Genomic DNA, 23,936 nt, shown 5'->3' on the forward strand with positions numbered 1-23,936 from the left:
GTCGCGCGACGCTAAACCCGGTGTCCGTCTTGAATCAAGCAACGCCCTCCACCGTTTTATCCGACGCAGCCGCCACGCTGCGGCCCTCGGCGTGCCCGGGGCTGCTGCGCATCGTCGCCGCGCGCGACGGCGGGATTTGCCGGATCAAACTGCCCGGCGGCGAATTGAGCGCGGCGCAGGCTCGGGCGATCGCGGAGGCTAGCGCGCGGCACGCGGGCGGGGTGATCGAGTTGACCAATCGCGCGAATGTGCAGGTGCGTGGCGTGAAGCGCGGTGAAGAGGCGGCGTTGATCGCGGCTTTGATCGACGCCGGTCTTGGGCCGATGCCGGCGAACGGCGTGGCGGGCCGTGCGAACACGATGGCGGCGGCCAACGCTGTGAATGCAGTTGCCGCCAGCGCCGCGAATGCAGAGGCGGAGAGCGCAACAGATACCGGAGCCGCGAACGCAGTGAATGAATGGGCCTCGAAAGCCCCGGACGCAGCAGCGCAGCGAGCGGGCACTGCCCACGCGCTCTCCGCCGCAGCCGCGGCCGCGGCCGCAGCCGACGACGTCCGCAACGTCATGATCAGCCCCGCTGCCGGACGCGATCCGTTCGCGCTATTCGACACACGCCCGCTGTGCGCCGAGTTGCTCACGATGCTGCAAAGCGAAGCGCGTTTCGCAGCGCTGTCGCCGAAATTCGCACTGTTGCTGGACGGCGGCGAACGGCTCGCGAGAGTGGACCATCCGCACGATGTGTGGCTCGCGGCGTCGCAAGAGGCGGACGGCCTGCGGTTCGTGTTCGGGTTCGCAGGTTGTCCGCCTGTGAGCGCTAATGCCGGCGCGCTTATGCAAAGCCAAAGCACCGCGCCTGGAAAACCGGGCGTGAACAACACAGGCGCACTAGCCGCAATCCTCCCGTCACAAGTCCCGGCACTAATACGCGCGCTGCTCCTGACATTCCTCGACCTCGCCGCCGCCGACGCCACGCGCATGCGCCACCTTCTGACCGCGCACTCCGTCGACGCGGTACTGCATCACGCCCAGCAATATCTCGACTTCCCACTGACGCGAAACGCGAAGCTCGCGAACTGGCATCGCGCTACACCAGCCGACGCCAACCTCCGCCTCGGCGCCCATGCCCAACGCGTGCCCGGATCCTGGCACGTCGGCGGCCAGCCACCGCTGGGACGTCTCGACGCAGACACGCTAACGGGACTCGCCACGCTTTCGCAACAGCACGGCAACGCCACGCTTCACCTGACACCCTGGCAAAGCGTGCTGCTACCCGACATCGCCACGCACGCCGTTCCGACCGTGTTGTCCGGCCTGAACGCCCTCGGTCTCGCCTGCGATCCCGCACACGCGATCACGCACCTGATCGCGTGCGCCGGATCGGGCGGCTGCGTGAAGGGTCTCGCCGACACCAAGAACGACGCGTTGCGCCTCGCGGCTCGGCTGCCTGCCGGCGTGGACGTGCATCTAAGCGGCTGCTCGCGCTCGTGCGCCGCCGCGCATTGCGCGCCGTTCACGCTGCTCGCCGCCGCGCCCAGCCTCTACGACCTTTATCGGCGCGACGGCCGGCCCGGCTTCGGCCAGTGCGTCGCGCGCCAACTGACGATCGGCGAGGCCGCCGACCTGCTCGAACGCCTCGCCCGGAGTGACACCGATGCTTGATTACATTCGCGACGGTCAGGAGATCTATCGCCAATCCTTCGCGACGATCCGTGCGGAGGCCGACTTGTCGCGCATTCCCGCCGACCTCGAAAAACTCGCGGTGCGCGTGATCCACGCATGCGGCATGGTCGATGTGATCGACGATCTGCAATTTTCCGCGGGCGCGGGCGTGGCGGGCCGCGCGGCGCTCGCGCAAGGCGCGCCGATCCTGTGCGATGCCGGCATGGTCGCGCAAGGCATCACGCGCGCGCGGCTGCCGGCGGACAACGAGGTCATCTGCACGCTGACGCATCCAGACGTGCCGTCGCTCGCACGTGAACTCGGCAATACGCGCTCGGCGGCCGCGCTCGAATTGTGGCGGCCGCAGCTGGCGGGCGGCGTGGTCGTGATCGGCAATGCGCCGACCGCCCTGTTTCATCTGCTCGATATGCTCGACGCCGGTGCGCCTAAACCCGCGCTGATTCTCGGCTTTCCAGTAGGTTTTGTCGGCGCGGCCGAATCGAAAGCCATGCTCGCGGACGACAGCCGCGGCGTGCCCTACGTGGTGGTGCATGGCCGGCGCGGCGGCAGCGCGATGGCGGCGGCCGCCGTGAACGCGCTCGCCACGGAGGTCGAATAAATGACGGCGCAAGGACGTTTGTTCGGCCTCGGAGTCGGCCCCGGCGACCCGGAACTCATCACGCTGAAGGCGCTGCGCTTGCTGAAGGCGTCGCCGGTGGTCGCGTACTTTGTCGCGAAGGGGAAGAAGGGCAACGCGTTCAGCATCATCGAAGCGCATTTGCACGATGCCCAGCAGCATCTGCCGCTCGTGTATCCCGTGACCACCGAAGCGCTCGAACCGCCGCTTTCCTATGAAGCGATCATCGCTGACTTCTACGACACCGCCGCGCAAGTCGTCGCCACACACCTCGACGCGGGCCGCGACGTCGCCGTGATCTGCGAAGGTGATCCGTTCTTCTACGGCTCGTACATGTACCTGCACGATCGGCTCGCGGCGCGCTACGAAAGCGAAGTCGTGCCGGGCGTGTGCTCGATGCTCGGCGGCGCCGCCGTGCTCGGCGCGCCGCTGGTGTATCGCAATCAGAGCTTGTCGGTGCTCTCGGGCGTGTTGCCCGAAGACGAGTTGCGCCGCCGTCTCGCCGATGCCGATGCCGCCGTCGTGATGAAACTCGGCCGCAACTTCGACAAGGTGCGGCGCGTGCTCGGCGAACTCGGTCTTGCGGACCGCGCGCTTTACGTCGAGCGCGCGACGATGGGCAATCAGCGCATCGTGCCGCTCGCCGAAGTCGATCCGATGGCATCGCCGTATTTTTCGCTGCTCGTGGTGCCGGGGGAAAAATGGCAAGGATGAGCGCACCCGCGATCGTCATTCTCGGCGCGGGCGCGTTGGCGACGGCGCGGCGCATCCAGTCGCTGTACGCGGGCAGCCAGGTGCATGCGTTGCAGGGACGCGTCGAGGCGGACGAGCCGTACAGCGAACTCGGCGCGCATCTGCGGGAACTGTATGCGCGCGGCACGCCGATCGTCGCATTGTGCGCGGCGGGTATCGTGATTCGCTGTCTGGCTCCGTCGTTGTCGAACAAGGGCGTCGAGCCGCCGGTGCTGGCCGTCGCCGAAGACGGCAGCGCGGTCGTGCCGCTGCTCGGCGGTCTCGCCGGCGTCAATGTGATGGCGCGCGAGATTGCCGCGCTGCTGGCTGTGCCGGCGGCCATCACGACGAGTGGCGAACTGCGTTTCGGCACTTGCGTGCTGAATCCGCCCGAGGGCTATACGCTCGCCGATCTCGGCCAGGGCAAGCGCTTCGTATCGGACCTGCTGGCTGGCGAGAGCACGCGCATCGAAGGCGAAGCACCGTGGCTCGACGACGCGCAACTGCCCCGCTCCGCTTCGGCGCGTCTCGCGATCCGCGTGACGCCGCGAACGTGGGACGGGCGCGAAGATGAGCTGGTGATTCATCCACGCAGCGTGGTCGCGGCGGTGACGGCCGTGGATGGCGAGATCGCGACACGCGTGCGCGAGGCGCTGGACGCGCAGGGTCTCGCGCCGCTGTCGCTCGCGGCATTGCTGGCATCTTCTGAGCGCATGGCCGACCCGGCGCTGATCGAGGCTGCAGCGAACCTGAACGTGCCGTTGCGTTTCGCGCTGACACGTCCCGACGATGGCGCGCCGCCGGCCAAGCTGCTGCATGCCGCGCTGCGCATCCCGTACGAGACGCTGCACAACGATGCGGCGGCAGGCGTCGCGCTCGCGTTGGCGCCGCTCGCCATCGATCCCGACACGATCGGCCGCGCGCGCGGCCGTCTGACCGTGATCGGCCTCGGCCCCGGCAGCGCCGATCTGATGGTGCCGGCCGCGCGCACGGCGCTCAACGAAGCCACCGACATTCTCGGCTACGACACCTACGTGAAAATGGCCGGCCCATTGCGCGCCGACCAGCGCGTGCACGGCACGGACAATCGCGAGGAAATGCAACGCGCGCGACATGCGTTCGAACTGGCGAGCGAGGGACGTTCCGTGGTCATGGTGTCGTCGGGCGATCCGGGGGTATTCGCGATGGCGGCGGCGGTGCTCGAAGCGTTAGAGTCGTCCGACAACGCGGAGTGGGCTGCGGTCGATCTGGCAATCGTGCCGGGTGTATCAGCGGCGATGGCAACGGCGGCGCAGGCGGGTGCGCCGTTGGGTCACGACTTCTGCATGCTGTCGCTGTCCGATAATTTGAAGCCATGGACGATTATCGAAAAGCGTCTGAGGCATGCCGCCGAAGCGGATCTGGTGATGGCGTTTTATAACCCGATTTCGCGCGCACGGCCGTGGCAGTTGGATAAAGCGCTGGGTATCGTGCGGGAGTATCGCGCGGCGCAGACTCAGGTGGTGTTGGGCCGCGATATTGGCCGACCTGGCGGCACGCTGCGCACGGTCACGTTGGGCGAATTGCGTTCGTCCGATGTGGATATGCGCACGATGGTGATCGTGGGGTCGTCGACGACGCGGCGATTTGGCGTTGGCGCCGGCGGCGCCGAATGGGTTTATACGCCGCGGTGGTATGAGTGACTGGGCAGTCGGTGGTTATGATGTTTTCCTGTGGATGAACCGGCGCATCGCGAGACAGAAAGAAATAAGAAGCACACCGACGCATAGCGTTGCTATCGCCCAATAAAGGTTGACGGCGAAATACGCCAGATAGTCGTCGGCATCTGCACCACCGCCCTGCCCCGTGACTGATTGATAGGCTTTGATAAGCGCCTTCACAGGACGGGGAATGTCGACGGTGTACCTGCCGAACAAGAGCGAAAGATACCAGCCAAGATCGCAACTGACGACGAACGCAAGTAAAGACATGACAAGCACGACAAAAAAAGACAGTCTGGGAATCGCTTCGCCGTTTTTCCTTGCGGTGAAGTAGCGGGACCCCCACCTTTTAAGTCCCGCCAGTCCCCACGCAAACAGCAACGTAGCGATCAGCCAGTAGAGCAGCAACGCGAGCACTTCCATATCGACAGGATTTGCGAGATATTCAGCGCCGGTGTGGCGCAACCAGAACAGGATAAAAGCTTCCACACTGTCCGGCGTCTCGGTAAGAACGAAGTCAACAAGATACGTTGATCGCCACCCTTCCACCGCCGATATCAATATTAAGGCGATGTAAATCGAAAAATTGATTGCAGATCGCTGGTTCATTTCACGTCGACGGTTCCGTAGGCTCGCAAAACTGTTCCTGGTACAGGTACGGTCTTTCCTCGCGCACGTATAAATTTCTGAAGTCGATCAAATTCGTACGGCCGCTCGACCGTGATACATCCGTGACTCAGCCCGAGGCGCCCGACTGGATGCAATCGGAAGTTGCCGCGCTTGATGCCATTGATGTTGGTCATGTCCCCGGTTGTTGGATTCCAGAGCATGAACCATTTTTGACGGTCGGTGGATCCGAAGCCGTGCGCATCCCACCAGTCGTAAAGGAAGCCCATGTACCCACCTGACTGGCGATCGACAAGGTAGTAGGTCCCTTTCGGAATGGGTCCGACATTTTCCATGGCCGTGTCGTCAGGATTGTCCCGGCCATGACCAGTTCCCGAGAATGCAGCAACGGACGCTGTCCCCTCGCACGATAAAACCGAGTCCGTCTGCCCATTAAGAACAAAAGTACATTTAACCGGCATATTCCCTCTGCCCGCCCAGTCAATTCGTCGTGTTGTTCTTGATATACAGAGTGGCAGTCACCGCACCGCCGCTTCCTCCCAGCGCGTTTTGCACGAAGTACTCATGCTTCATCGTCGAGAAAGACAGGTGAACATCTTCATGGCACTCGTCACCGCCGCCGATCGGTTCCACCTGGGTAACGATCACGTCGTACATCGTGATCTTCAGATATTCGAACGGCATTCCCCCGGCCTTTCGCACAGTCAGCTTCACCTGATCCACATGCTTGCCGGTGAAGCAGTATTTGGCCAGATTCGGACTTGCGCGATCCAGCTTGTGCGTGAATTCCAGATCGGAAACGGTGGCCTTGCCGGCTCCGCCGCCGGAGCCCGACATCATGGTCGAGTCCTGTGAAACCTTCCAGCGCCAACCGATTACGTCAATTTCGTTCAGATGCGAGGCATCCTGCGATTCGCCGTCGATGCCGTTGATCTTGATGAACGTATCCTGTGCCATTGACTATCCCCGTGACATTGCGACTGTTCAGACGGTCGTCACGCGGACATGCGTAGGCATTCGACACAAGCAGAATTGACTACTGTTGGCGAAAGGCTCAGACCGCGATGAAGACTCGGATCAGTAGTTTCCGGGGAAACATTGATCCCTGAAGACGGACCTTTCTGCAAATTCACGTTGATTCATCGGCGGCGCGACTTCGTTCATGCAGCCTGCATCGATCGCGTCACGCCGTGCATCGTACCCCTACGCCGCCACCTTCAAATCCTCAATCGCCCGCTGCCTCACGCCCAGGTCATCCCATAACTCCGGGTGGCAAGTGAACACCAGAATCTGATGCCGCGTGGCCGCGTCGATCAACGCGCGCTTGATCGCGTCGCGCCGCGCGGCGTCGGTATGCACGGCCGCGTCGTCGAGCATGAGCAAGGTCGGCCGGCCCGATGCCTTCAACAGATCCGCGTAAGCGAGCCGCGTCAGAATGCCGAGCTGTTCGCGCGTGCCGAAGCTCAGCGCCTCGAGCGTGTCCGCGCGGCCAAAGCGGTCCAGCGTGGCGGGGCTCAGATCGTCGCCGAGCGCGATCGTGGATTGCGGGAAAATCCGTTTCAGATAATGCCCGAGCCGCTCCGTCAACGGCGCGCGCAATTGCGCGACCGCGGCATCGCGTTCGTGGACCAGCACTTCGTCGAGCAGACTCAACGCGCTCGCGCGCAAGCTCAGTTCGTCTTTGCGCCGCGTCGCCTGCTCGACCTTGGCTTCCACCGCTGCCAGACGCTCGCCGAGACCGGACGCGCCGACCGTCTCCAGTTGACTGCGCAACGCCGCGATCTTCACCTGCCGATCGTTCTGCTCGCCGCGCGCAAGCTCCGCCGACGCGCGATAGCGCTTCGCCTCAGCCGCCGGGTCGTCGAGACGCGCCGCTTCCAGTTCGCGCTCGCGCCCTTCCCGCTGCTTGCGCAATGCCTCGACCTGCACGCGCTGTTCGACGATCTTCGCCTGCCACTGCGCACGGTTGCGGCGGAACGCTTCGTCGTCCAGTTGCGCCTGCTTGCGTTGCAATTGATCAGCGAGCGATTCCGCGTTCGCCATGCCGGTCGATTTTTTGTCGGCCGCCTGCGTCAGCACTTTTCTGGCGGCTTCCAACGCGTCGCGCGCGATCTCGGCGTTGCGGCGCGCTTCATCGAGCGGCGGTGCAGAGGAAACGTCAGGCAGACCCGCGAGCCGCTCATTGGCGGCCTGCATACGCGCCGCAGCCGTCGCCGACGCCGCGCGCAACGCGTCGATACCCTGCGGCGCGTGCACGTCGAGAATCTTCGCCTGGCTTTTCTGCTGGGCGAGCGCCGTCTTCCAGCGCTCATGCCGCGCTTCGCCCTCGCCGAGCGAGGCGACGCCGAGCGCCTGCAACAATTGCGCATGCTGGGCTTCGAGCGACGCGAGTTCGGACAAACGCGCCGGCAGATCGGAGACGCCGGGAATCACCCGCAATTCGCCGAGCGCGCCCAAGCCGATCCGCTTCTCCTCATCCACACGCAGCACGCCTTCGTTGCTCACTGGGTGGTCGTTGACGGTAATCGCGCCGTTCAGGCGATATTCGATGCGCGTCATCGCGGCTTCGGTGCGAGCACGTAACACGCTCAGCTCGCTGCCGAGCGCGGCGAGCCGCTTCAGCTTCGCCTCGTCGATTTCGAACATGGCCGCTTCGCGCGCGGCTTCGAGCACGGCATCGTTCGCCTTGCTGGCTGCGGCGATCGACGCTTCGAGCCGCTCGCTTTCCGCGCGGAAGAGTCCGATCTGGCTGCGCAGATCGGCCGCGGTCACGGCTGCGTTGGCCAGTTCGAGCGCGCGGTTGGCGTCGGCAGACGCCTGCTCGAATTGCGTCACGCTGGCCGCGGCATCCGCGTGTTCGGCCTGAACCGCCGCCACGCTTGCCCGCAGCGCGTCGAGTTGCTGGCGCTCGCGCGCGACGGCCGCTTCCAGGTCGAGCGCGTTCTGCTCCTGCTGCAATGGCAAAGCGAGTTCGGCTTCACTCGCTTTCAGCGACTGCTCAAGTCCTTTGAGGCTGCCTTCGAGTTGCACGACGGCATCGGCGCGCAATTGCGCCTGCAACGCCTTCTGCTCGTGAACCTCCCACGGGCGTTTGCGCTGCGTATCGTCGAAGGTTTGTTGCTGTGTGGCGAGACTGGCAATGTTCGCCTCGAACTGTTGACGCTGCTGTTCGAGATCAGCGCGCTCCTCGATCAGGCGCGTGAGGGTCTGTTCCGCCTCGGCGAGCGGACCGGTGGACTTCTGCGTGCGCGCGGTGAGCAGTTGCCGAAGCTCGCGCTGCACGGCGGCGATCAACGCGTCCTCGCCTGCCGATTCGCGGCCGCCTGACAGTTGCGACAGCGCGTCGCGCAGATACTGCGCGGCGTGGCCGGTGGAATCGCGCATCTCCTGCGTGCCGCCTTGCTGCACCCACAGCAAGCCAGGAACCCCCGCGTTCTCTGCCTTCAACGGCCCACGCGCGGGGCGTGAAAAACCGAGCAAGGCCGCGAGCTTGTCTTCGGCTTCATCTTCACCGAACGCGCTCTGGCCAATCCTCAGCTCGCAACGCTGCCGCGTGACAAACTGCTTCGACAAGCGGCACACCATGCCGTCCAGTTCGAAGCTCACTTCGACCGACGGCTGCCCGCTCGCCTTGCCCCATGGCAACAGGTCTTTCAGATGGGAGGCCTTGTAGCGCTCCAGAAACACGGCGCGCACGGCTTCGGCAATGGTGCTCTTGCCGGCTTCGTTCGGACCGACGAACAGATTCAGACCGGGCTGCAGATCGTCGATGACGAGCTTCCCGGTGAACTGCTTGAACTCCTGAATCGCAATACTTTGCAGCTTCATGCGGACCTCGCTTCGCGCGGCAGTTCACGTTGAAAACGCGCCAGAAGCAGCAACGCCTCGGCCGCGCGCTTGATCTCTTGCGGGTCGGACTGTGGGTCCTCCTGCAAGCCGCGCAGACGCGCCACCACTTTCGCGAGGTAGCCGCTCTGCGCGCCGAGTTCGGCGAGATCGTCGTCGGTGGGCAGCACTTGCAGGCCGCTCAGGTCGACGCGCAAGGCTCGCACGCGCGCGCGGGCTTCTTCCACGGCGACGTGCAGCGCTTCGGCGTCGGCCAGCGCGGCCGTGCCACCGACCGACACGCGCAGCACGTCGTGGCTGCCCAGCGTGGCGAGGCGCGCCTTGAGCGAATCCACATCGGTCGGCACGGCGATGGTCTCCTCCCAACGATGCCACTGATATTGACCGACCCGCACCGGCTCGACCACCGGCGAGGCGCCCGGCTCGCTCAGCGTGACATCGAGCATGAAACCCGGATCGTTGGCGCGGAAGCGGTCCTGCTCATGCGTGCCCGCGTACCAGATGCGTTCATCGACTCTCAGATGTCCGTGCCAGTCGCCGAGCGCCAGGTAGTCCAGACACGCGCTCGCGGCACGCGTCGGCGCGATTGGATTCGACGAGTCGATGCCTTCCTGCAAAATCCCGCTTACGCTGCCGTGCGCGAGTCCGACGCGGTGATAGCCGGCCGGTGTTTCCGCGGTATCGAAGAAACCGGTGGTGTCGTCATACGTGATGCGTTGCGTGAGCGGCGCGCACAGTAATGCGCAGCGGCACTCGTCCAGCAGCACCACGCCGGGTTCGAGCACCACGCGCACATTCGGCGCGATGCAGTTCAGGCGCTGCGCGCGCGTCCATACGCTCTCGACGAGCGCGGCATCGTGATTGCCCGGCAACATGATCCACGGCCCCGCGAACGCTTGCAACGCGCCGAACAAACGGCGGATCACGGTGTCGGAGACGGTTTGCAGATCGAACACGTCGCCGGCCACGAGCACCGCATCCACATTGCGCGCGGCGGCTTCTGCCGCGATCCGGCGCACGGTCTCGAAGCGTGCCTCGGCAAGATGCGCCGCCTCGTCCGGCTCGAACTGGCCGAATTGCGTTCCGATCTGCCAGTCCGCGGTGTGCAGAAACCTGATCACTGTGCCTCCTTCCGTTTCATTCCGTTCAATTGCAAGCTGTCTCGCCAGGCGAGCCAGCGCAGTCTAACCGCAGATGTTACCGTGCCCGCGCGGCAAAGCCAGCCCTCGACGACGAGCGCGCCTGGCCCATGCGCCGCCGAGCGGCGCTACACTCGCGATTCCGGACGCGCGCGTAGGGCGCGCCGCATGATTTCAATCGACCTGGACCCGTTGCCCGCCGCCGATGAACAAAGCAATCGAACTGAAGAAGGCCAAGCGCACCCCGCTCCTGCTGTTGATCGCCGCCGCCTGCGTTTTCGTGGTGACCGCGTTCATGCCGCGCGGCATCTGGGTGGACGGCATCAAGGCGGTGGCCGAGGCCGCGATGGTGGGCGCGCTCGCCGACTGGTTCGCGGTCGCCGCCCTGTTTCGCCGCGTGCCGATCCCGGTCGTCTCCGCGCACACCGCGATCATTCCGAGGAACAAGCACAAGATCGCCGATAACCTCGCGGTGTTCGTGCAGGACAAGTTCCTGGATGTGCCTTCACTGGTCGGTCTGATCCAGAAGCACGACCCCGCGCGCACCATCACCGCGTGGCTGACGCAGCCGGAAAACACCGCCCGTTTAGGCGACTACGTCGTCAAGCTCACCAGCGGCATTCTCGAATTGACCGACGACGTGCGCATTCAGGTTTTCATCAAGGACGCGCTGCGCGACGTGCTGGCCAAAGTGGATCTGTCGCAATCGATGGGCTCGATTCTCGACACGCTCACCAAGGACGGCCGCCATCAGGAACTGCTCGACGCCGGCATCGAACAGGTGGTGGCGCTGCTGCGCGAACCGCACGCGCGCGAGTTCATCGCCGAGCGGATCGTCGAATGGGTGAAAGGCGAGTACCCGAAGATGGAGAAGATCCTGCCTTCGGCATGGCTCGGAGAGAAAGGCGCCGAAGCTATCGCCAACGCGGTGAATCGCATGCTCGAACAGATCAGCGAGAATCCTACGCATGAACTGCGTCAGAAGTTCGACGACGCGGCGCACAAGCTGATCGTCAAGCTCAAAACCGATCCCGCGTTCCTGCAAAAGGGCGAGGAACTGAAACGCTATCTGGTGGAAGGCGACGCGCTCAGTTCGTATGTGAAAGACATGTGGGGCGAATTGCGCGCGTGGCTCAAGCGCGATCTGCAAAGCAGCGACTCGGCCCTGCACGCGCGCGTGGTGGCAATGGGCCAATGGGTCGGCCGCGAACTCGCGCACGATCCGGCGTTGCGCCAGTCGCTCAACGATCACCTCGAAGAAGCCGCGCGCACAATGGCGCCGGACTTCGCGCGGTTCCTGACGCGCCATATCAGCGACACCGTCAAGAACTGGGACTCGCATGAGATGTCACGGCAGATCGAGCTGAACATTGGTAAGGATCTGCAATACATCCGCATCAACGGGACGATCGTGGGCGGCTTTATCGGCCTGCTGCTGTACGCGAGCTCGCAATTGCTGGGCTTGCTGCGTCTGCACATGGGATGAGCAGGCCGCCTTGCGTCAAAGCGCCTACAATCCGGGCATACGAATTGCTCATGCGTTTGGCCCGGACTCCCTCTCCCGGTCCGCGAGCGGCCCTTATAAGAACGACAGCACGTCTCAATCGGAAGTGTGCTCATGAAAATCTCGTTACCGCCAACTGAGCGGCCGAACCGCGTTTACCCGCCGGGCACGCCGAGTCTGCACGGGCTTGCATCGGTGATTACCGGCGTGGTGGTGGTGTGCGGCTTGTACTTCGGCCGCGCGGTGTTGATCCCGATCACGCTGTCGGTGTTGCTCAGCTTCCTGCTCGCTCCGCTCGTACAGATGTTGCGGCGTTTCCATATGGGGCAATTGCCGTCGATTTTTATCGCCGTGTTGTTCGCGTTGGCCAGCTTACTCGCCGTCGGTGCGCTGATCACCGCGCAACTGGTGCAGCTCGCGGCCGACCTGCCGCAGTATCAGGAGGCGATCGAGCAGAAGATCGAAACGGTGCAGGAAAAAACCGTCGGCCGCGCCGATTCGCTCATGAGCCGCGCCGCCGTCGCGTTGCAGCGCGTGTCCCCGCCCAAGCCGAACCCGCCGCGCCCCACCGGACGCGCCGCGCGCAATGCGCCCGCCGTGCCGCAGCCGGTCGAAGTGCACGAACCCTCGCCCACGCCGATGCAACTCGCGCAACGCGCGTTGTCGCCGGCCATTGCGCCGATCGAAACGACCTTTATCGTGCTGGTCGTGACGATCTTCATCCTGCTGCAACGCGAGGATTTGCGCGACCGTTTGATCAGCCTGTTCGGCTCGCGCGATCTGCACCGCACCACCACCGCGATCAACGACGCCGCCGTGCGGCTGTCGCGCTACTTCGTCGCGCAACTCGGCGTGAATCTGAGCGCGGGCGGCGTGATCGCCATCGGGCTCGCGATCATCGGCGTGCCGGGGGCGCTGCTGTTCGGCGTGATCGCCGCATTGCTGCGCTTCGTGCCGTATATCGGCATCTGGATCGCCGCGATTCTCGCCGTGTTTCTCGCGGCCGCGATCCAACCGCAATGGACCATGGCCGTTTATACGCTGATCCTGTTCATTGTCGTCGACGTGGTGGCCGGGCAGATCGCCGAGCCGCTGCTGTATGGTCACCGTTCCGGCCTTTCGCCGCTCGCGGTCGTGGTGGCGGCGATTTTCTGGAGCTGGCTGTGGGGGCCGATCGGTCTCGTGCTGTCGACGCCGCTCACGTTGTGCGTGGTCACGCTGGGCCGCTACGCTGACCGGCTGAACTTTCTCACCGTTTTGCTGGGCGATCAGCCCGCGCTCACGCCCGCGCAGAACTTTTATCAGCGGCTGCTCGCGGACGATCCGCACGAGGCGATCGTGCAGGCGGAGCGGCTGTTGCGCGAAATGTCGCTGATCGACTATTACGACAAGGTCGCGCTCGAAGGTCTCAAGCTCGCCCGCAATGATGCAATGCGCGGCGTGCTGATGCCGGACCAGTTGCAGCGTATCAACGACGCGCTGGTGGACATCGTCGAAAACCTCGAAATCGCCGACGGCTTGCCGGACCGCCTCGCACGCAGCGAACCCGCCGATACCGCGAGCGCGCTGCTCGCTTCGGCCTCGGCCGATCTGTCCGAGCGGCACGACAGCCACGTTTCAGCGCACCCGCAGATGCGCCCCGAAGCGGCAAAAACGTCCGTGCTGTGCGTCCCCGGCCGCGGTTCGTTCGACGAAGTCACCACCGCGATCGCCGTGCAACTGCTCGGCCACCAAGGCCTCGCGCCGATGATGGCGACGCACTCGGGCTATCGCAGCGCACGCGCCGACGAACCGAGCTTCAAGGACGCGCCGATCATCTGCATCGTCTCGCTCGACGCGCCCGAATCGCCGCCGTATCTGCGCAACATGCTGCGGCGCACGCGCGAATGGCGGCCGCGCGCGACGCTGGTGGTCGGCGTCGGCGGTGCGCCGGAGGGCGGCCCGGAGATGGGCGCGACCGGCGCTTCGCACGCGGCGCCCACCTTCCGCGCGATGATCGAAGAATGCCTGGCGGCGTCGAGCTTGCAGCACGCGCGCCACGCTTCGCATGTGGGCGGGGCGGACTAGGCGCTTTCGCTGTGGGTACAGCCGCCCGGCGCCGCTGTACCCAAAATGAGGACAGCCACGCGCGCACCCTCCTTCATACTTCGCTATCGATTCGCACCGCCTCGAAGAGCTAACCAGCCCCGGCGGTCGATTTCCGGCATCGAAGCTCCAGGAGACACGCATGAGCCGCCCCTTCAAACCCTATCCGTTTTCGCCGCGTCACTATAAAGGCGTGGCGCCACCGCTCGTCGACGGGCGCGATCCGGTCAGGCGGCCGGTGGCGATTGTCGGCGGCGGGCCGGTGGGCATGACGCTGGCGCTCGCGCTGGCTCGCCAGGGCGTGCGCTCGGTGCTGATCGAAGCCGACGACGGCGTCTGCACCGGCAGCCGCGCGATCTGCATCTCGCGGCGCAGTCTGGAAATATTCAAGCGACTCGGCGTCGTGCAAGGCTTCCTGCAAAAAGGCTTGCCGTGGACCGGCGGCCGCAGCTTCTATCGCGACACCGAAGTGTTCCGCTTCGCCATGCATCAGGACGACGAGCAATCGCTGCCGCCGATGATCAACATCGCGCAATATCAGATCGAGCAGCTGCTGCTCGACGAGGTAGAACGGCATGCCGACCTGATCGAGATCCGCTGGCAGACGCGCGTGACCGGCATCGAGCAACACGCGGCCGAAGGCGGCCGCGAGAATCTGGAAGGCACGGCCGGCGCAACGCTCGCCCTGCTTACCGGCGACACCGCATGGATGATGGACGCCGACTGGGTGGTAGCCTGCGACGGCGGCCGCAGCACGATTCGCGAGGCGCTCGGCCTCAAGCTCACCGGCACCACGTACGAAGGCCGCTACGTGATCGTGGATATCGAACTGGCCAGCGCGCGCGCCACCGAACGCCTCGCCTATTTCGATCCGCCGTCCAATCCCGGCTCGACCGTGCTGGTGCACAAGCAGCCCGACAACGTCTGGCGCATCGACTATCAGCTTCGCGACGACGAAGACCCGGACGCCGCCGTGCAGCCCGAGAACGTCATGCCGCGCGTGCAGAGCGTGCTCGATTCGATGGGCGAAACCGGCGCATGGTCGCCGATCTGGATCACCGTCTACAAGGCCAACGCGTTGACGCTGGAACGCTACCGGCATGGCGCGGTGCTGTTCGCGGGCGACGCCGCGCATCTCGTGCCGATTTTCGGCGTGCGCGGCGCCAATTCGGGTATCGACGACGCGGACAACCTTGGCTGGAAACTGGCCTGCGTGGTGAACGGCGTGGCGTCGCCGCGTCTGCTGGACAGCTACAGCGACGAGCGCGTGTTCGCCGCGCGCGAGAACCTGAGCTACGGCATGAAGAGCACGGAGTTCATGGCGCCGCCCTCGTTTGCTTTCGACCTGATGCGCCAGGCCGTGCTCGGTCTCGCCGAGCATCATGCGGCGGTGCGCCCGTTGATCAATCCGCGGCAGACGCATGCGATTGCCTACGCGCAGTCGCCGCTGAACGAAACCGCGGGTGAAGCGAGCAACGCTTTCGCGCAAGGGCCGGCGCCCGGTACGGTGCTTCCGGAATGCAGACTCAAACGTGAGGATAAAGGCGTCTCTGTCGATATCCATCTGACGGATCTGCTCGGGCCATGCTTCACTGCATTACGCTTCGGTGCAGATGCGAACGACGACTCCACGCAAGACACAGCGTGGCAGCAGTTGCAAGACACGTTGGCCGAACAACGTATCCCGTTCAAAACCGTCAAGCTGGTCAAGAACGACACGCAAAACGTCGCGAGCTCAAACGTAGTCGATCACACCGGCCGTCTGCACGACATGCTCGACGCCACGCCCGGCACGGTCTATCTGGTTCGGCCCGACGGCCATGTACTCGCCCGCTGGCGCGACGGCAGCGCAGCAGCCACGCAGCGCGCCATCGGCGCGGCGCTGACGATCTGATACAAGGAGACAAACATCATGACCGATAGCGATCTCGACCTCGTCTACACGACGCTCTGCAAAACCCTCACGAACGAAGGCGAAGCGCAGGCGCCGCTATATCTGGCCCGCCTCGCGATGCTGTGCCTGACCGAACTCGACAACCCGCAGCGCGCGTTGTCGCTGATCGAAGCGGCACGGCTGCCGGTTTCGACTGCGGTGACGGCATAAAGCGTAAAAAAGCCGCCGCGCCTGACAGGGCGCGGCGGCTTTTCCTCGACGAAAGTGTTACTGCTTCGGATACAAACCCAGTGTGCTCGCATGCAGGCGCGCGAGACCGAGCAACGCATCCGTATACGGCGTAGCGACGCCTGTCAGTTGTCCCAGTTCGCGCACCGCGGCCACCAGCGCGTCGAGTTCGACTGCTTTACCCGCCTGCACGTCCTGCAGCATCGAGGTTTTCATCGCGCCGAGTTTCAGTGTGACCTCGTGGCGATCCGCCGGCTCCTGATCGATCGGAATGCCGAAGCGCGCGCCGATTTCCTTGGCCTCCAGCATGATGCTCGTGACGAAGTTGCGCGCCAGCTCGTCGCTGAGAATCCGGTCGGTGGTGGCGCCGGTGATCGCGCTGATCGGATTCATCGTCATATTGCCCCACAGCTTGTACCAGACGTCGCGCTGAATCTGCGCGGACGCCGACGCATTGAAGCCGGCCGCCGCGAGCTTGGCCGTGAGCGCCGCGACACGCTCGCTCGCCTGTCCCGACGCCTCGCCGATAATCAGCCCGTTACCCTGATGATGCCGGATGACGCCCGGCGCTTCGACGAGGCAACTGGCGTGCACCACGCAGCCCACCGTCTGCGCACTCGGAATCGCGGCGGCAATCGTGCCGTCCGGATCGATCGACTTCAGGCGCTTGCCGGCGAAGTCCGCGCCGAGTCCGTCGCAGAACCACCAGGGCACGCCGTTCATCGCGGTCAAGACGATGGTCCGGGCGCCAAGCAGCGGCGCGATCCGCGCGGCCACCGACGCCATCGCCGGGCCCTTGACGGCGACCACGACGAGACCCTGCACACCGAGGTCCGCGGGCCTCTCGCTCGCGTTCACTTTCACGGCATGCGTAGCGCCGCTTTCGATCAGACGCAAGCCGTGCTCGCGCAGCGCGTTCAGCGTCTCGCCGCGCGCCACCACGCTCACGCCGTGGCCGGCCTGGGCGAGCTTCACGCCCATCCAGCCGCCGATCGCGCCTGCGCCGTAGATTGCTACTTTCATCGTTTCAATCCTTATAACTGGCGTCGATGCGGTCCACTCGCCGCACCAACGCGTCGAACACGTCCTGCCCCGCGCCGTGACGCGGATCGAACTGCAGCGCGTCGCGCGAGCAGCGAATCGCGACCTCTTCCGGCACCGGCCGCGCGCGGCCCATCGCAAACGTCGCCATCTGGATTTCGCAGGCGCGGTTGAGCGTCCACAGAACCGCGAAAGTTTGCGGCAAGGTGTGGCCCCACGCAAGCAGCCCATGGTTGCGCAAGATCACCGCCTGCCGGTTGCCGATGTGCTCCAGCAGACGCGGACCTTCTTCCGCGTGCACGGTGATGCCCTCGAAGTCGTGATACGCAATGCGGTCGTGCAGTTGCGCGCTGTAGAAGTTGGTCTGCTGCAGACCGTCTTCCAGACAGGCCACGGCGACGCCCGCCGTGGTGTGCGTGTGCATCACGCAGTGGGCGTCGGGCAAGCCTTCGTGAATCGCCGCATGCACGACGAAGCCGGCCGGATTCACCGGATACGGCGAGTGATCGAGCACGCGACCCTGTGCGTCGATCTTCACGAGATTGCTCGCGGTCACTTCGCTATAGTGCAGCCCGAACGGATTGATCAGGAACTGCCGCTCGCCGCCGCTCACGCTGGCGGGAATGCGCAGCGTGATGTGGTTGTAGATCATCTCGGTCCAGCCGAGCATGTCGAAGATCCGGTAGCACGCGGCAAGCTGCACGCGCGCGTGCCATTCGTCCGGATGCATCGCTTGGGCCTTCGGCGCCGTCGGCGCTGGTATATCGAGGGTGGTCATGTGGGTCTCCCTTGTCGACCGCTGTTATCGTTCTGTTGCTCGAAAAGCCGTGCTTACGCGCCCGACACCACGGCCGCGATCGACGCCGCCACATACTCCGCGTTGCGTTCGTTCAGACCGGCCACGCACATGCGCCCGGAGCGCAGCACATACACCGCGTATTCGCTGCGCAGACGCTCCACCTGGCGTTCGCTCAAGCCCGTATAGGTGAACATGCCGCGCTGTGCGAGGTAGCGCGCGCGCATCACTTCATCCACACGGCCCGCGAGTCCGGCGTGTATCGTGCCGCGCATGGCGAGAATTCGTTCGCGCATGGTGGCGAGTTCCGCTTCCCACGAAGCGCGCAACGACGCATCCGCGAGCACGTTGGCGACGAGCCGCGCGCCGTGCGTCGGCGGGTTGCTGTAGTTCGCGCGCACCGTCGACATCAATTGGCCCAGCACGCGGCCGGCCTCTTCCGCGCTCTTGCAGACCACGCTCAACGCGCCGACCCGCTCGCCATACAGCGAGAAATTCTTCGAGAACGAATTGGCGGCGATCAACGGTATCCCCGCGTCGGCCAGCAGACGCACGCAAGCCGCGTCTTCTTCGAGACCGGCGCCGAAACCCTGATAAGCCATATCGACAAATGCGATCAGCTTGCGACGCTGCAAGACCGGCACCAGCTCGGCCCATTGCGCCGGGCTCAGATCGACGCCCGTCGGGTTGTGGCAGCACGCGTGCAGCAGCACGACGCTCTGTTCCGGCAAGCGGCCGATCGTTTCGATCATGTCGGCGAAACGCAAGCCGCCGGTGTGTTCGTCGTAATACGGATAAGTGTTGACCGTCAGCCCCGCGCCTTCGAACACGACGCGATGGTTTTCCCAGCTCGGGTCGCTGATCCAGATCTGCGAGCCGGGGAAATAACGTTTCAGGAAATCAGCGCCCACCTTGAGCGCGCCCGAGCCGCCGATGGTTTGCAGCGTCGCGATCCGCCCCGCCTTGCGCGCCTCGCTGTCCGCGCCGAATACGAGTGCCTGAGCCGTATCGCGATAGAGCGGCAGGCCGGCCATCGGCAGATAGGAGCGCGGGCCGATCGAATCGAGCAGCGCGGTTTCGGCGCGGCGCACGGCGCTCATGACCGGCAGCTTGCCGGCGTCGTCGAAATAGATGCCGATGCTCAGATTGACTTTGTTGGTGCGCGGGTCGAGTTGGAAGTCTTCGTTCAGGCTCAGAATCGGGTCGCCTGGATAAGCGGGAATGTGGTCGAACATGGCAATTCCTTGAATGGGGCCGCGGCGCGGTCTCGGTGTGGCGCTTGGTATGGCGGGCGCGTGGCGCGCGTGTGGCAAAACGACAGCCCACGTGAACCGGCCTGACTCAGACTGGCGAGACGGGAGTCTAAGCGGGTTTGGCCGGGTGCGTCGATTGGCACAAGTTTCCGCGCATGCGGCACGCGGCACAATCAATCGATTTTTCACGATTCGTTAGTTTTTCTTTAGAATCGCCTCATGCCACTCACGCGCGTCACCCTCCGTCAGTTTGAAGCGTTTCTCGCCATCGTCGATCTGCATAGCATCGGCGCGGCGGCGGACCGGCTCGGCCTGACTTCGTCGGCGGTCAGCCAGTTGCTCGCCGACCTCGAAACGGAACTCGGCTTCCGCCTGTTCGACCGCACCACGCGGCGCGTGAATCTGTCGAGCGCCGGGCAGGATTTTCTGGCGTCGGCGGAATCGGTGCTGCGGCACGTGCGCGCCGCCGCGCAATCCGCCGACGATATCCGCAACCGCGCCGCCGGCATCGTGCGGATCGGCGCGCCGCTGGTGCTGGCGGCGACCGCGCTGCCCGCGGCCATCGCCGAATATGCGCGCGACAAGCCGAAGGTGGTCGTGCGCATTTGCGATACCGTGGTCGAGCAGTTGGTGGAGCGCGTGGAAAGCGGCGACGTGGATCTCGCGATCGGACCCGACCGGCAAAGCGGCACGCGCGTGCGTTGCGATCCGGCGTTCGCGAGTCCGTGGGTCATGTGGTGCGCGCCGACTCATCCGTTGAACGCGCGCCGCCGCGTGCAGTGGCCGCATTTGCGCGGCGTGCCGATCGTCGCCACCGGCCGAGACCACGAACGCGCCGTCGGGCAAATGCTGGCCAATCTGCCGGCGGAAGCCCGCATCATTCCCGTGGACGTGGTGGACAACGTCACCACGGCGTTCGGCCTCGCCTCGCAAGGACTGGCCATCACGCTCGCGCCCGCCTACGTCGCGCCGTTGGCGCGCACCTTCGGGCTGGTGATGAAGCGTATCGTCGATCCCGAAACGATCCGCGAGGTGTGCGTGTATCGCTCGACGGAACGCGCGCTGTCGCCGCCCGCCGACGGTTTCGCGGACTTCATCATGCCGTGGTTAAAGCGCTGGGATCGCGAGACGCAGGCGGAGGCACGCGGCAAGCGTGCGTAATTGGTAGCTGCGTGGTAGCTGCGCTGCGAGGTGGTTGCGCTCAAGAGACAGTGTCCGCCCCACCGGCTTAACGTAAAACGCGCAAGCCGGCCGCGCTCCGTTTCAGGATCAAGCCAGTTCGGGCGTCATGCACAACGAGAACAACTGTCTCTGGCTCGAGATGCCGAGCCGCGCGTAAGCGCGCTTCTGATAGGTAATCACGCTCGCTGGCTTGACGCCCATCTGCACCGCGATTTCAACAGCGCTGGCGCCTGCTAGCGTGCCACGCAGCACGTCGAGTTCGCGCGACGTGAGCGCAGGGCAAGCGCGCCTGACCCGCGCCAGCATCGCCGCCGCCGAGCCCTGCTGATGTTGTCCATTCAACGCGTAATGGCCCTTCGCCGCGTGCGCGAACAAGGGCGCGAGACTTTCCACGCGTTCCAGTTCGCCCGGCTGAAACACGCCATAGGCGCGGTCGCGATACAGATTGATCGACAGCCAGACGCTTTCCATGGGCTGCACGAGCAGCGACAGCCGGTCGGACACGTTCGGCTGCGCATAACAGGCCGCGCGATACGCTTCGTTTTCGATCTCTTCGCTTTGCTGCTGATGCAGCACCAGCGCGTCGCGCGCCGGTTTGTCGTGCGGCTGCCCGATGATCGCGCGATTGCCGTCGAGCGCATAGAAATGCGTAGCATAGCGATCGGCGACGTCGCGCAGAAAGCGGCCGCCGCGATGATCGGCGGCGGAAACCGTGCGCGGCCTCGCGTCGAATTCATAGGCGAAGATGGTGCACTGCGAAACCGGCAGCGTATCGCCGACGGTCTTTAAAATGCTGGCCGCGAGCGCGTCGGCATCCGCATGCGAAATCGACATGACCAGCTCGCTTGCGCGCGAAATGCTGATCTGTTCGTTGCGATGCGGTGGAGAAATGCGCCATGAACGCATGATGGAAGTCCGGTCGCCGTGCGGTAGTTCGGTTCGGCAAGCGTAGCACAGCGGCACATGCGGCACATTCTTCACTAATGGCGCAGCGCCGCGCCGTTACTTCCCCGTAAACGATCCGCGCTGGAACGTCACCATTCGCGGCAACTCGATCGTAAAGACCGTGCCCACGGCTTCGTCGGAGTTCACGCTGACGCTGCCGCTGTGCATGCGCGCGATTTCCTGCACGATATGCAGGCCCAAACCCAACCCTTCGCGCGAGCGCGCACCGCTGTTGTTCGGGCCGAACGCCTTGAACAGATGCGGAAACACCTCGGCCGGAATCGTGCCGCGATTGGCGACTTTCAGACGCACGCACTCGACCGCCTCGCCATCCACCTCGACGCCGATATCGCCGCCCGGCGCGCCATGATGCAGCGCATTGCTCACCAGATTCGACACGGCTTGCCAGACGAGGTCGGTGTCCCACGCGCCCGACGTATTGCCGCGGCTCGCGAACACGATCTGCTTGCCGTTCTCGCGCGACGCGAATTCGTCGATCACCGAACGGCACAGCGTCGCGAGTTCGATCGAACGCGGCTGCAGCGGCAGGCGCCCGCCTTGCAAACGCGCGAGATTGAGCAACTGGTCGACCATGCGCGCCATCCGCAGCGAACTGTTCTTCACGCGCGCGGCCACCGTCGCCGACTGTTCGTCGGCCGCCGTGCGCATCAGATACTCCGCCGACGCCAGCACCGCGCCGAGCGGCGTGCGCAGATCGTGACTGAGCACGGCCATCAGCATTTCGTTGGCTTCGAGCATTTGCCGCGTGGTGACGAGTTGCGCCGCGAGCTGACGCTTCTGCTGTTCGAGCTGCACGAACACGTCGACCTTGGATTGCAGAATCCGCGGATCGAATGGCTTGTAGAGAAAGTCGACCGCGCCCGCCTCATAGCCGCGGAACGTGCGCGACGCGTCCTGCGCGGTTGCCGTCAGAAAGATGATCGGCACGTGCGAGGTGCGCGGGCTGCCACGCATCAGCGCAGCCAGTTCGAAGCCGTTCATGCCAGGCATGTTGACGTCGAGAATCGCCAGCGCGACTTCGTGCTTGAGCAGCAGGTCGAGCGCCGCCGTGCCCGAGTCGGCCACCAGCACTGCGAGATCCGGCCGGGCCAGCAAAGCTTCGAGCGCCGTGATGTTGTGAACGATGTCGTCGACGATCAGAATGTTCACGGGTGAGTTCGTCATGGCATCGCGTCAGAAAGAGGCCGGCAATGCAGCAAGCCGCCGGGCCATGGTTTCGGGAGTGTAGACAAAATCCGCCGCGCCGCGTTCAATTGCGGCGCGCGGCATTTCGGGGGAAACAGCGGTGTCGGGCGCCTGCACCCAGCTCGTGCCGCCCAACGCGCGCACGCGCTTCAGGCCGTGCGCGCCGTCGTCGTTGGCGCCGGACAGCAGGAGCGCGAGCAGGCGTTCGCCATATACGGCGGCGGCCGATTCGAACAGCACGTCGATCGAGGGACGCGAAAAGCGCACGGCGGCGTCGGTCGATAGCGCGACGGTGCGGTCCACCTCCACCAGCATGTGATAGCCCGGCGGCGCGATGTGCACGCGCCCCGGCATGATGCGCTCGCCCGCATCGGGCTCGAGCACCGGCAACGCGCAGCGGTGCGCGAACGCATCCACCAGATAGCTGCGCAGATCGGGCGGCAGGTGCGTGACGATCATCACGGCCGGCGCAAAGCCCGCGGGCAGTGCGCTGAGCAGCACGTTCAGCACTTCGATGCCGCCCGCCGAGCCGCCGATCACGACGAGCTCGTAGCCGCGCGCCGCTTCGGCATCGACATTTGGCTGGACAGTTGAGCGTGGCATGGTGAGCGTGCTAGCGCTTCTGGTAAATGCGTTCGCTCGGACGGAATTCGTCGAACGCTTCGTAGTGGCTGGAAAACCGCAAACTTTCCTTGCTGCCCAAACCGAGAAATCCGCGCCGCACCAGCGCGTTTTCGAACAGACCGAGCGCGCGATCCTGCAAGCCGCGGTCGAAATAGATCAGCACGTTGCGGCACGACACCAGGTGCGCTTCGAGAAAGACTTCGTCGGTGGACAGGCTGTGGTCGGCGAACACCACGCGCTCTTTCAGCGAGCCCGCAAAGCGCGCACCGCCATACGCCGCATGATAGTAGTCGGACAGCGAACGCTTGCCACCGGCCGCCAGATAGTTTTGCGTGAAGCCCTGAATCCGGTCCAGCGCATAGATGCCGGACTCGGCGCGCGCGAGCGCGTCCGGGTTGATGTCGGTCGCGTAGAACAGCGTGCGTTCGGTCAGCCCCTCCTCGTCGAAGAGAATTTTCAGCGACCAGAGTTCCTCGCCCGTGCTGCACCCCGCCACCCACACCTTGATCGACGGATAGGTGCGCAGACGCGGCAGCACGTGTTCGCGCAGCGCGAGGAAATACGCCGGATCGCGAAACATCTCGCTGACCTGCACCGTGAGGTACTGGAACAGCCGCGAGAACTCGTCGCCGTTGCGCATGATGCGGTCCTGCAGCTGCGACAGCGTCTTCAGTCCGAATTCCTCGAGCGCCTGCGACAGGCGGCGGCGCAGCGACGACATCGCGTAGTGGCGGAAGTCGTGCTGATACTTGAGGTAGACCGCCTCCAGCAGCAGCTTCAATTCGATGTCGAAGTCGCTCATGCGTTGCGGTGCGTCGAATTCGGACTGACTCATCGTG

21 protein-coding genes are annotated in these 23,936 nt (G+C 64.7%); 9 read left to right on the plus strand and 12 right to left on the minus strand.

All coding sequences use genetic code 11. The features are described from left to right. The first annotated feature begins 20 nt into the window (after positions 1-20). Genes cobG through cobJ form a run of 4 tightly spaced genes read left to right on the plus strand, consistent with a single transcriptional unit; the run spans position 21 to position 4,709 of the window. Complete coding sequence (gene cobG, locus B0G80_RS31300) at positions 21-1,658, plus strand: precorrin-3B synthase (RefSeq protein ID WP_116121783.1); 1,638 nt, start codon at positions 21-23, stop codon at positions 1,656-1,658. Then, positions 1,651-2,277 (plus strand): precorrin-8X methylmutase, encoded by a 627-nt coding sequence (locus B0G80_RS31305; protein WP_116121784.1) that lies wholly within the window; start codon positions 1,651-1,653, stop codon positions 2,275-2,277. Before cobG ends, B0G80_RS31305 begins: the two co-directional genes overlap by 8 nt. After that, positions 2,278-3,009: a precorrin-2 C(20)-methyltransferase gene (locus tag B0G80_RS31310; RefSeq protein WP_116121785.1), complete on the plus strand. Its 732-nt coding sequence runs from the start codon at positions 2,278-2,280 to the stop codon at positions 3,007-3,009. Then, a complete protein-coding gene (cobJ, locus tag B0G80_RS31315; protein WP_116121786.1) occupies positions 3,006-4,709 on the plus strand; it encodes a precorrin-3B C(17)-methyltransferase in 1,704 nt (567 codons plus the stop codon). Before B0G80_RS31310 ends, cobJ begins: the two co-directional genes overlap by 4 nt. 15 nt (positions 4,710-4,724) lie before the next feature. Here cobJ and B0G80_RS31320 read toward each other — a convergent pair whose 3' ends face one another. The 5 genes from B0G80_RS31320 to B0G80_RS31340 all read right to left on the minus strand — a co-directional run bounded on the left by B0G80_RS31320 (position 4,725) and on the right by B0G80_RS31340 (position 10,321). Then, positions 4,725-5,336 carry a hypothetical protein gene (locus B0G80_RS31320; RefSeq protein ID WP_116121787.1) on the minus strand — a complete coding sequence of 204 codons (612 nt, stop codon included), beginning with the start codon at positions 5,334-5,336 and terminating at the stop codon, positions 4,725-4,727. Then, positions 5,333-5,815 (minus strand): DUF2778 domain-containing protein, encoded by a 483-nt coding sequence (locus tag B0G80_RS31325; RefSeq protein WP_116121788.1) that lies wholly within the window; start codon positions 5,813-5,815, stop codon positions 5,333-5,335. The genes B0G80_RS31320 and B0G80_RS31325 overlap by 4 nt, the downstream gene beginning before the upstream one ends. Before the next feature lie 19 nt (positions 5,816-5,834). Further along, entirely contained in the window at positions 5,835-6,311 is a 477-nt protein-coding gene (locus B0G80_RS31330; protein WP_116121789.1) for a type VI secretion system tube protein Hcp, read from the minus strand. Positions 6,312-6,557: 246 nt separating this feature from the next. Beyond that, on the minus strand, positions 6,558-9,182 hold the full coding sequence (locus tag B0G80_RS31335; RefSeq protein ID WP_116121790.1) for an AAA family ATPase: 2,625 nt from the start codon (positions 9,180-9,182) through the stop codon (positions 6,558-6,560). Next, positions 9,179-10,321 carry a DNA repair exonuclease gene (locus B0G80_RS31340; RefSeq protein WP_116121791.1) on the minus strand — a complete coding sequence of 381 codons (1,143 nt, stop codon included), beginning with the start codon at positions 10,319-10,321 and terminating at the stop codon, positions 9,179-9,181. The genes B0G80_RS31335 and B0G80_RS31340 overlap by 4 nt, the downstream gene beginning before the upstream one ends. 223 nt (positions 10,322-10,544) lie before the next feature. On the opposite strand from B0G80_RS31340, the gene B0G80_RS31345 reads away from it, so the two are divergent. From B0G80_RS31345 to B0G80_RS31360, 4 genes are all read left to right on the plus strand, one after another. Continuing rightward, a complete protein-coding gene (locus B0G80_RS31345) occupies positions 10,545-11,825 on the plus strand; it encodes a DUF445 domain-containing protein (RefSeq protein WP_116121792.1) in 1,281 nt (426 codons plus the stop codon). A 132-nt stretch (positions 11,826-11,957) separates the two neighbouring features. Further along, complete coding sequence (locus tag B0G80_RS31350) at positions 11,958-13,910, plus strand: AI-2E family transporter (protein ID WP_116121793.1); 1,953 nt, start codon at positions 11,958-11,960, stop codon at positions 13,908-13,910. Between the two features lie 160 nt (positions 13,911-14,070). Beyond that, positions 14,071-15,822: an FAD-dependent oxidoreductase gene (locus tag B0G80_RS31355; protein ID WP_116121794.1), complete on the plus strand. Its 1,752-nt coding sequence runs from the start codon at positions 14,071-14,073 to the stop codon at positions 15,820-15,822. Positions 15,823-15,840: 18 nt separating this feature from the next. Next, a complete protein-coding gene (locus B0G80_RS31360; RefSeq protein ID WP_116121795.1) occupies positions 15,841-16,032 on the plus strand; it encodes a hypothetical protein in 192 nt (63 codons plus the stop codon). Between the two features lie 57 nt (positions 16,033-16,089). Here B0G80_RS31360 and B0G80_RS31365 read toward each other — a convergent pair whose 3' ends face one another. Genes B0G80_RS31365 through B0G80_RS31375 form a run of 3 tightly spaced genes read right to left on the minus strand, consistent with a single transcriptional unit; the run spans position 16,090 to position 19,122 of the window. Continuing rightward, a complete protein-coding gene (locus B0G80_RS31365) occupies positions 16,090-17,073 on the minus strand; it encodes a 2-dehydropantoate 2-reductase (RefSeq protein ID WP_116121796.1) in 984 nt (327 codons plus the stop codon). A 4-nt stretch (positions 17,074-17,077) separates the two neighbouring features. Next, positions 17,078-17,869, minus strand: a complete 792-nt coding sequence (locus B0G80_RS31370; protein WP_116121797.1) for a class II aldolase/adducin family protein — start codon at positions 17,867-17,869, stop codon at positions 17,078-17,080. A 53-nt stretch (positions 17,870-17,922) separates the two neighbouring features. Further along, a complete protein-coding gene (locus tag B0G80_RS31375; protein WP_116121798.1) occupies positions 17,923-19,122 on the minus strand; it encodes an amino acid aminotransferase in 1,200 nt (399 codons plus the stop codon). 237 nt (positions 19,123-19,359) lie between these two features. Here B0G80_RS31375 and B0G80_RS31380 point away from each other — a divergent pair, with 237 nt between their 5' ends. After that, on the plus strand, positions 19,360-20,301 hold the full coding sequence (locus B0G80_RS31380; protein WP_106278230.1) for a LysR family transcriptional regulator: 942 nt from the start codon (positions 19,360-19,362) through the stop codon (positions 20,299-20,301). A gap of 108 nt (positions 20,302-20,409) precedes the next feature. Here B0G80_RS31380 and B0G80_RS31385 read toward each other — a convergent pair whose 3' ends face one another. The 4 genes from B0G80_RS31385 to B0G80_RS31400 form a co-directional block, all read right to left on the minus strand. Beyond that, entirely contained in the window at positions 20,410-21,228 is an 819-nt protein-coding gene (locus B0G80_RS31385) for a helix-turn-helix transcriptional regulator (RefSeq protein WP_116121799.1), read from the minus strand. A gap of 96 nt (positions 21,229-21,324) precedes the next feature. Beyond that, a complete protein-coding gene (locus B0G80_RS31390; RefSeq protein WP_116121800.1) occupies positions 21,325-22,452 on the minus strand; it encodes a hybrid sensor histidine kinase/response regulator in 1,128 nt (375 codons plus the stop codon). Between the two features lie 9 nt (positions 22,453-22,461). Further along, a complete protein-coding gene (locus B0G80_RS31395; RefSeq protein ID WP_116121801.1) occupies positions 22,462-23,076 on the minus strand; it encodes a chemotaxis protein CheB in 615 nt (204 codons plus the stop codon). 10 nt (positions 23,077-23,086) lie between these two features. Then, entirely contained in the window at positions 23,087-23,932 is an 846-nt protein-coding gene (locus B0G80_RS31400; protein ID WP_106278236.1) for a protein-glutamate O-methyltransferase CheR, read from the minus strand. Positions 23,933-23,936: the final 4 nt, after the last annotated feature.

It is taken from the genome of Paraburkholderia sp. BL6669N2 (assembly GCF_003387275.1).
Classification (GTDB): Bacteria; Pseudomonadota; Gammaproteobacteria; order Burkholderiales; family Burkholderiaceae; genus Paraburkholderia.

Excerpts from the sequence above, each read along its gene's own strand:
- B0G80_RS31305 (WP_116121784.1), top strand. The coding sequence starts at position 1,651 with ATGCTTGATTACATTCGCGACGGTCAGGAGATCTATCGCCAATCCTTC.
- B0G80_RS31310 (WP_116121785.1), top strand. The coding sequence starts at position 2,278 with ATGACGGCGCAAGGACGTTTGTTCGGCCTCGGAGTCGGCCCCGGCGAC.
- cobJ (WP_116121786.1), top strand. The coding sequence starts at position 3,006 with ATGAGCGCACCCGCGATCGTCATTCTCGGCGCGGGCGCGTTGGCGACG.
- B0G80_RS31320 (WP_116121787.1), bottom strand. The coding sequence starts at position 5,336 with ATGAACCAGCGATCTGCAATCAATTTTTCGATTTACATCGCCTTAATA.
- B0G80_RS31325 (WP_116121788.1), bottom strand. The coding sequence starts at position 5,815 with ATGCCGGTTAAATGTACTTTTGTTCTTAATGGGCAGACGGACTCGGTT.
- B0G80_RS31330 (WP_116121789.1), bottom strand. The coding sequence starts at position 6,311 with ATGGCACAGGATACGTTCATCAAGATCAACGGCATCGACGGCGAATCG.
- B0G80_RS31335 (WP_116121790.1), bottom strand. The coding sequence starts at position 9,182 with ATGAAGCTGCAAAGTATTGCGATTCAGGAGTTCAAGCAGTTCACCGGG.
- B0G80_RS31345 (WP_116121792.1), top strand. The coding sequence starts at position 10,545 with ATGAACAAAGCAATCGAACTGAAGAAGGCCAAGCGCACCCCGCTCCTG.
- B0G80_RS31350 (WP_116121793.1), top strand. The coding sequence starts at position 11,958 with ATGAAAATCTCGTTACCGCCAACTGAGCGGCCGAACCGCGTTTACCCG.
- B0G80_RS31355 (WP_116121794.1), top strand. The coding sequence starts at position 14,071 with ATGAGCCGCCCCTTCAAACCCTATCCGTTTTCGCCGCGTCACTATAAA.
- B0G80_RS31360 (WP_116121795.1), top strand. The coding sequence starts at position 15,841 with ATGACCGATAGCGATCTCGACCTCGTCTACACGACGCTCTGCAAAACC.
- B0G80_RS31365 (WP_116121796.1), bottom strand. The coding sequence starts at position 17,073 with ATGAAAGTAGCAATCTACGGCGCAGGCGCGATCGGCGGCTGGATGGGC.
- B0G80_RS31370 (WP_116121797.1), bottom strand. The coding sequence starts at position 17,869 with ATGACCACCCTCGATATACCAGCGCCGACGGCGCCGAAGGCCCAAGCG.
- B0G80_RS31375 (WP_116121798.1), bottom strand. The coding sequence starts at position 19,122 with ATGTTCGACCACATTCCCGCTTATCCAGGCGACCCGATTCTGAGCCTG.
- B0G80_RS31380 (WP_106278230.1), top strand. The coding sequence starts at position 19,360 with ATGCCACTCACGCGCGTCACCCTCCGTCAGTTTGAAGCGTTTCTCGCC.
- B0G80_RS31385 (WP_116121799.1), bottom strand. The coding sequence starts at position 21,228 with ATGCGTTCATGGCGCATTTCTCCACCGCATCGCAACGAACAGATCAGC.
- B0G80_RS31390 (WP_116121800.1), bottom strand. The coding sequence starts at position 22,452 with ATGACGAACTCACCCGTGAACATTCTGATCGTCGACGACATCGTTCAC.
- B0G80_RS31395 (WP_116121801.1), bottom strand. The coding sequence starts at position 23,076 with ATGCCACGCTCAACTGTCCAGCCAAATGTCGATGCCGAAGCGGCGCGC.
- B0G80_RS31400 (WP_106278236.1), bottom strand. The coding sequence starts at position 23,932 with ATGAGTCAGTCCGAATTCGACGCACCGCAACGCATGAGCGACTTCGAC.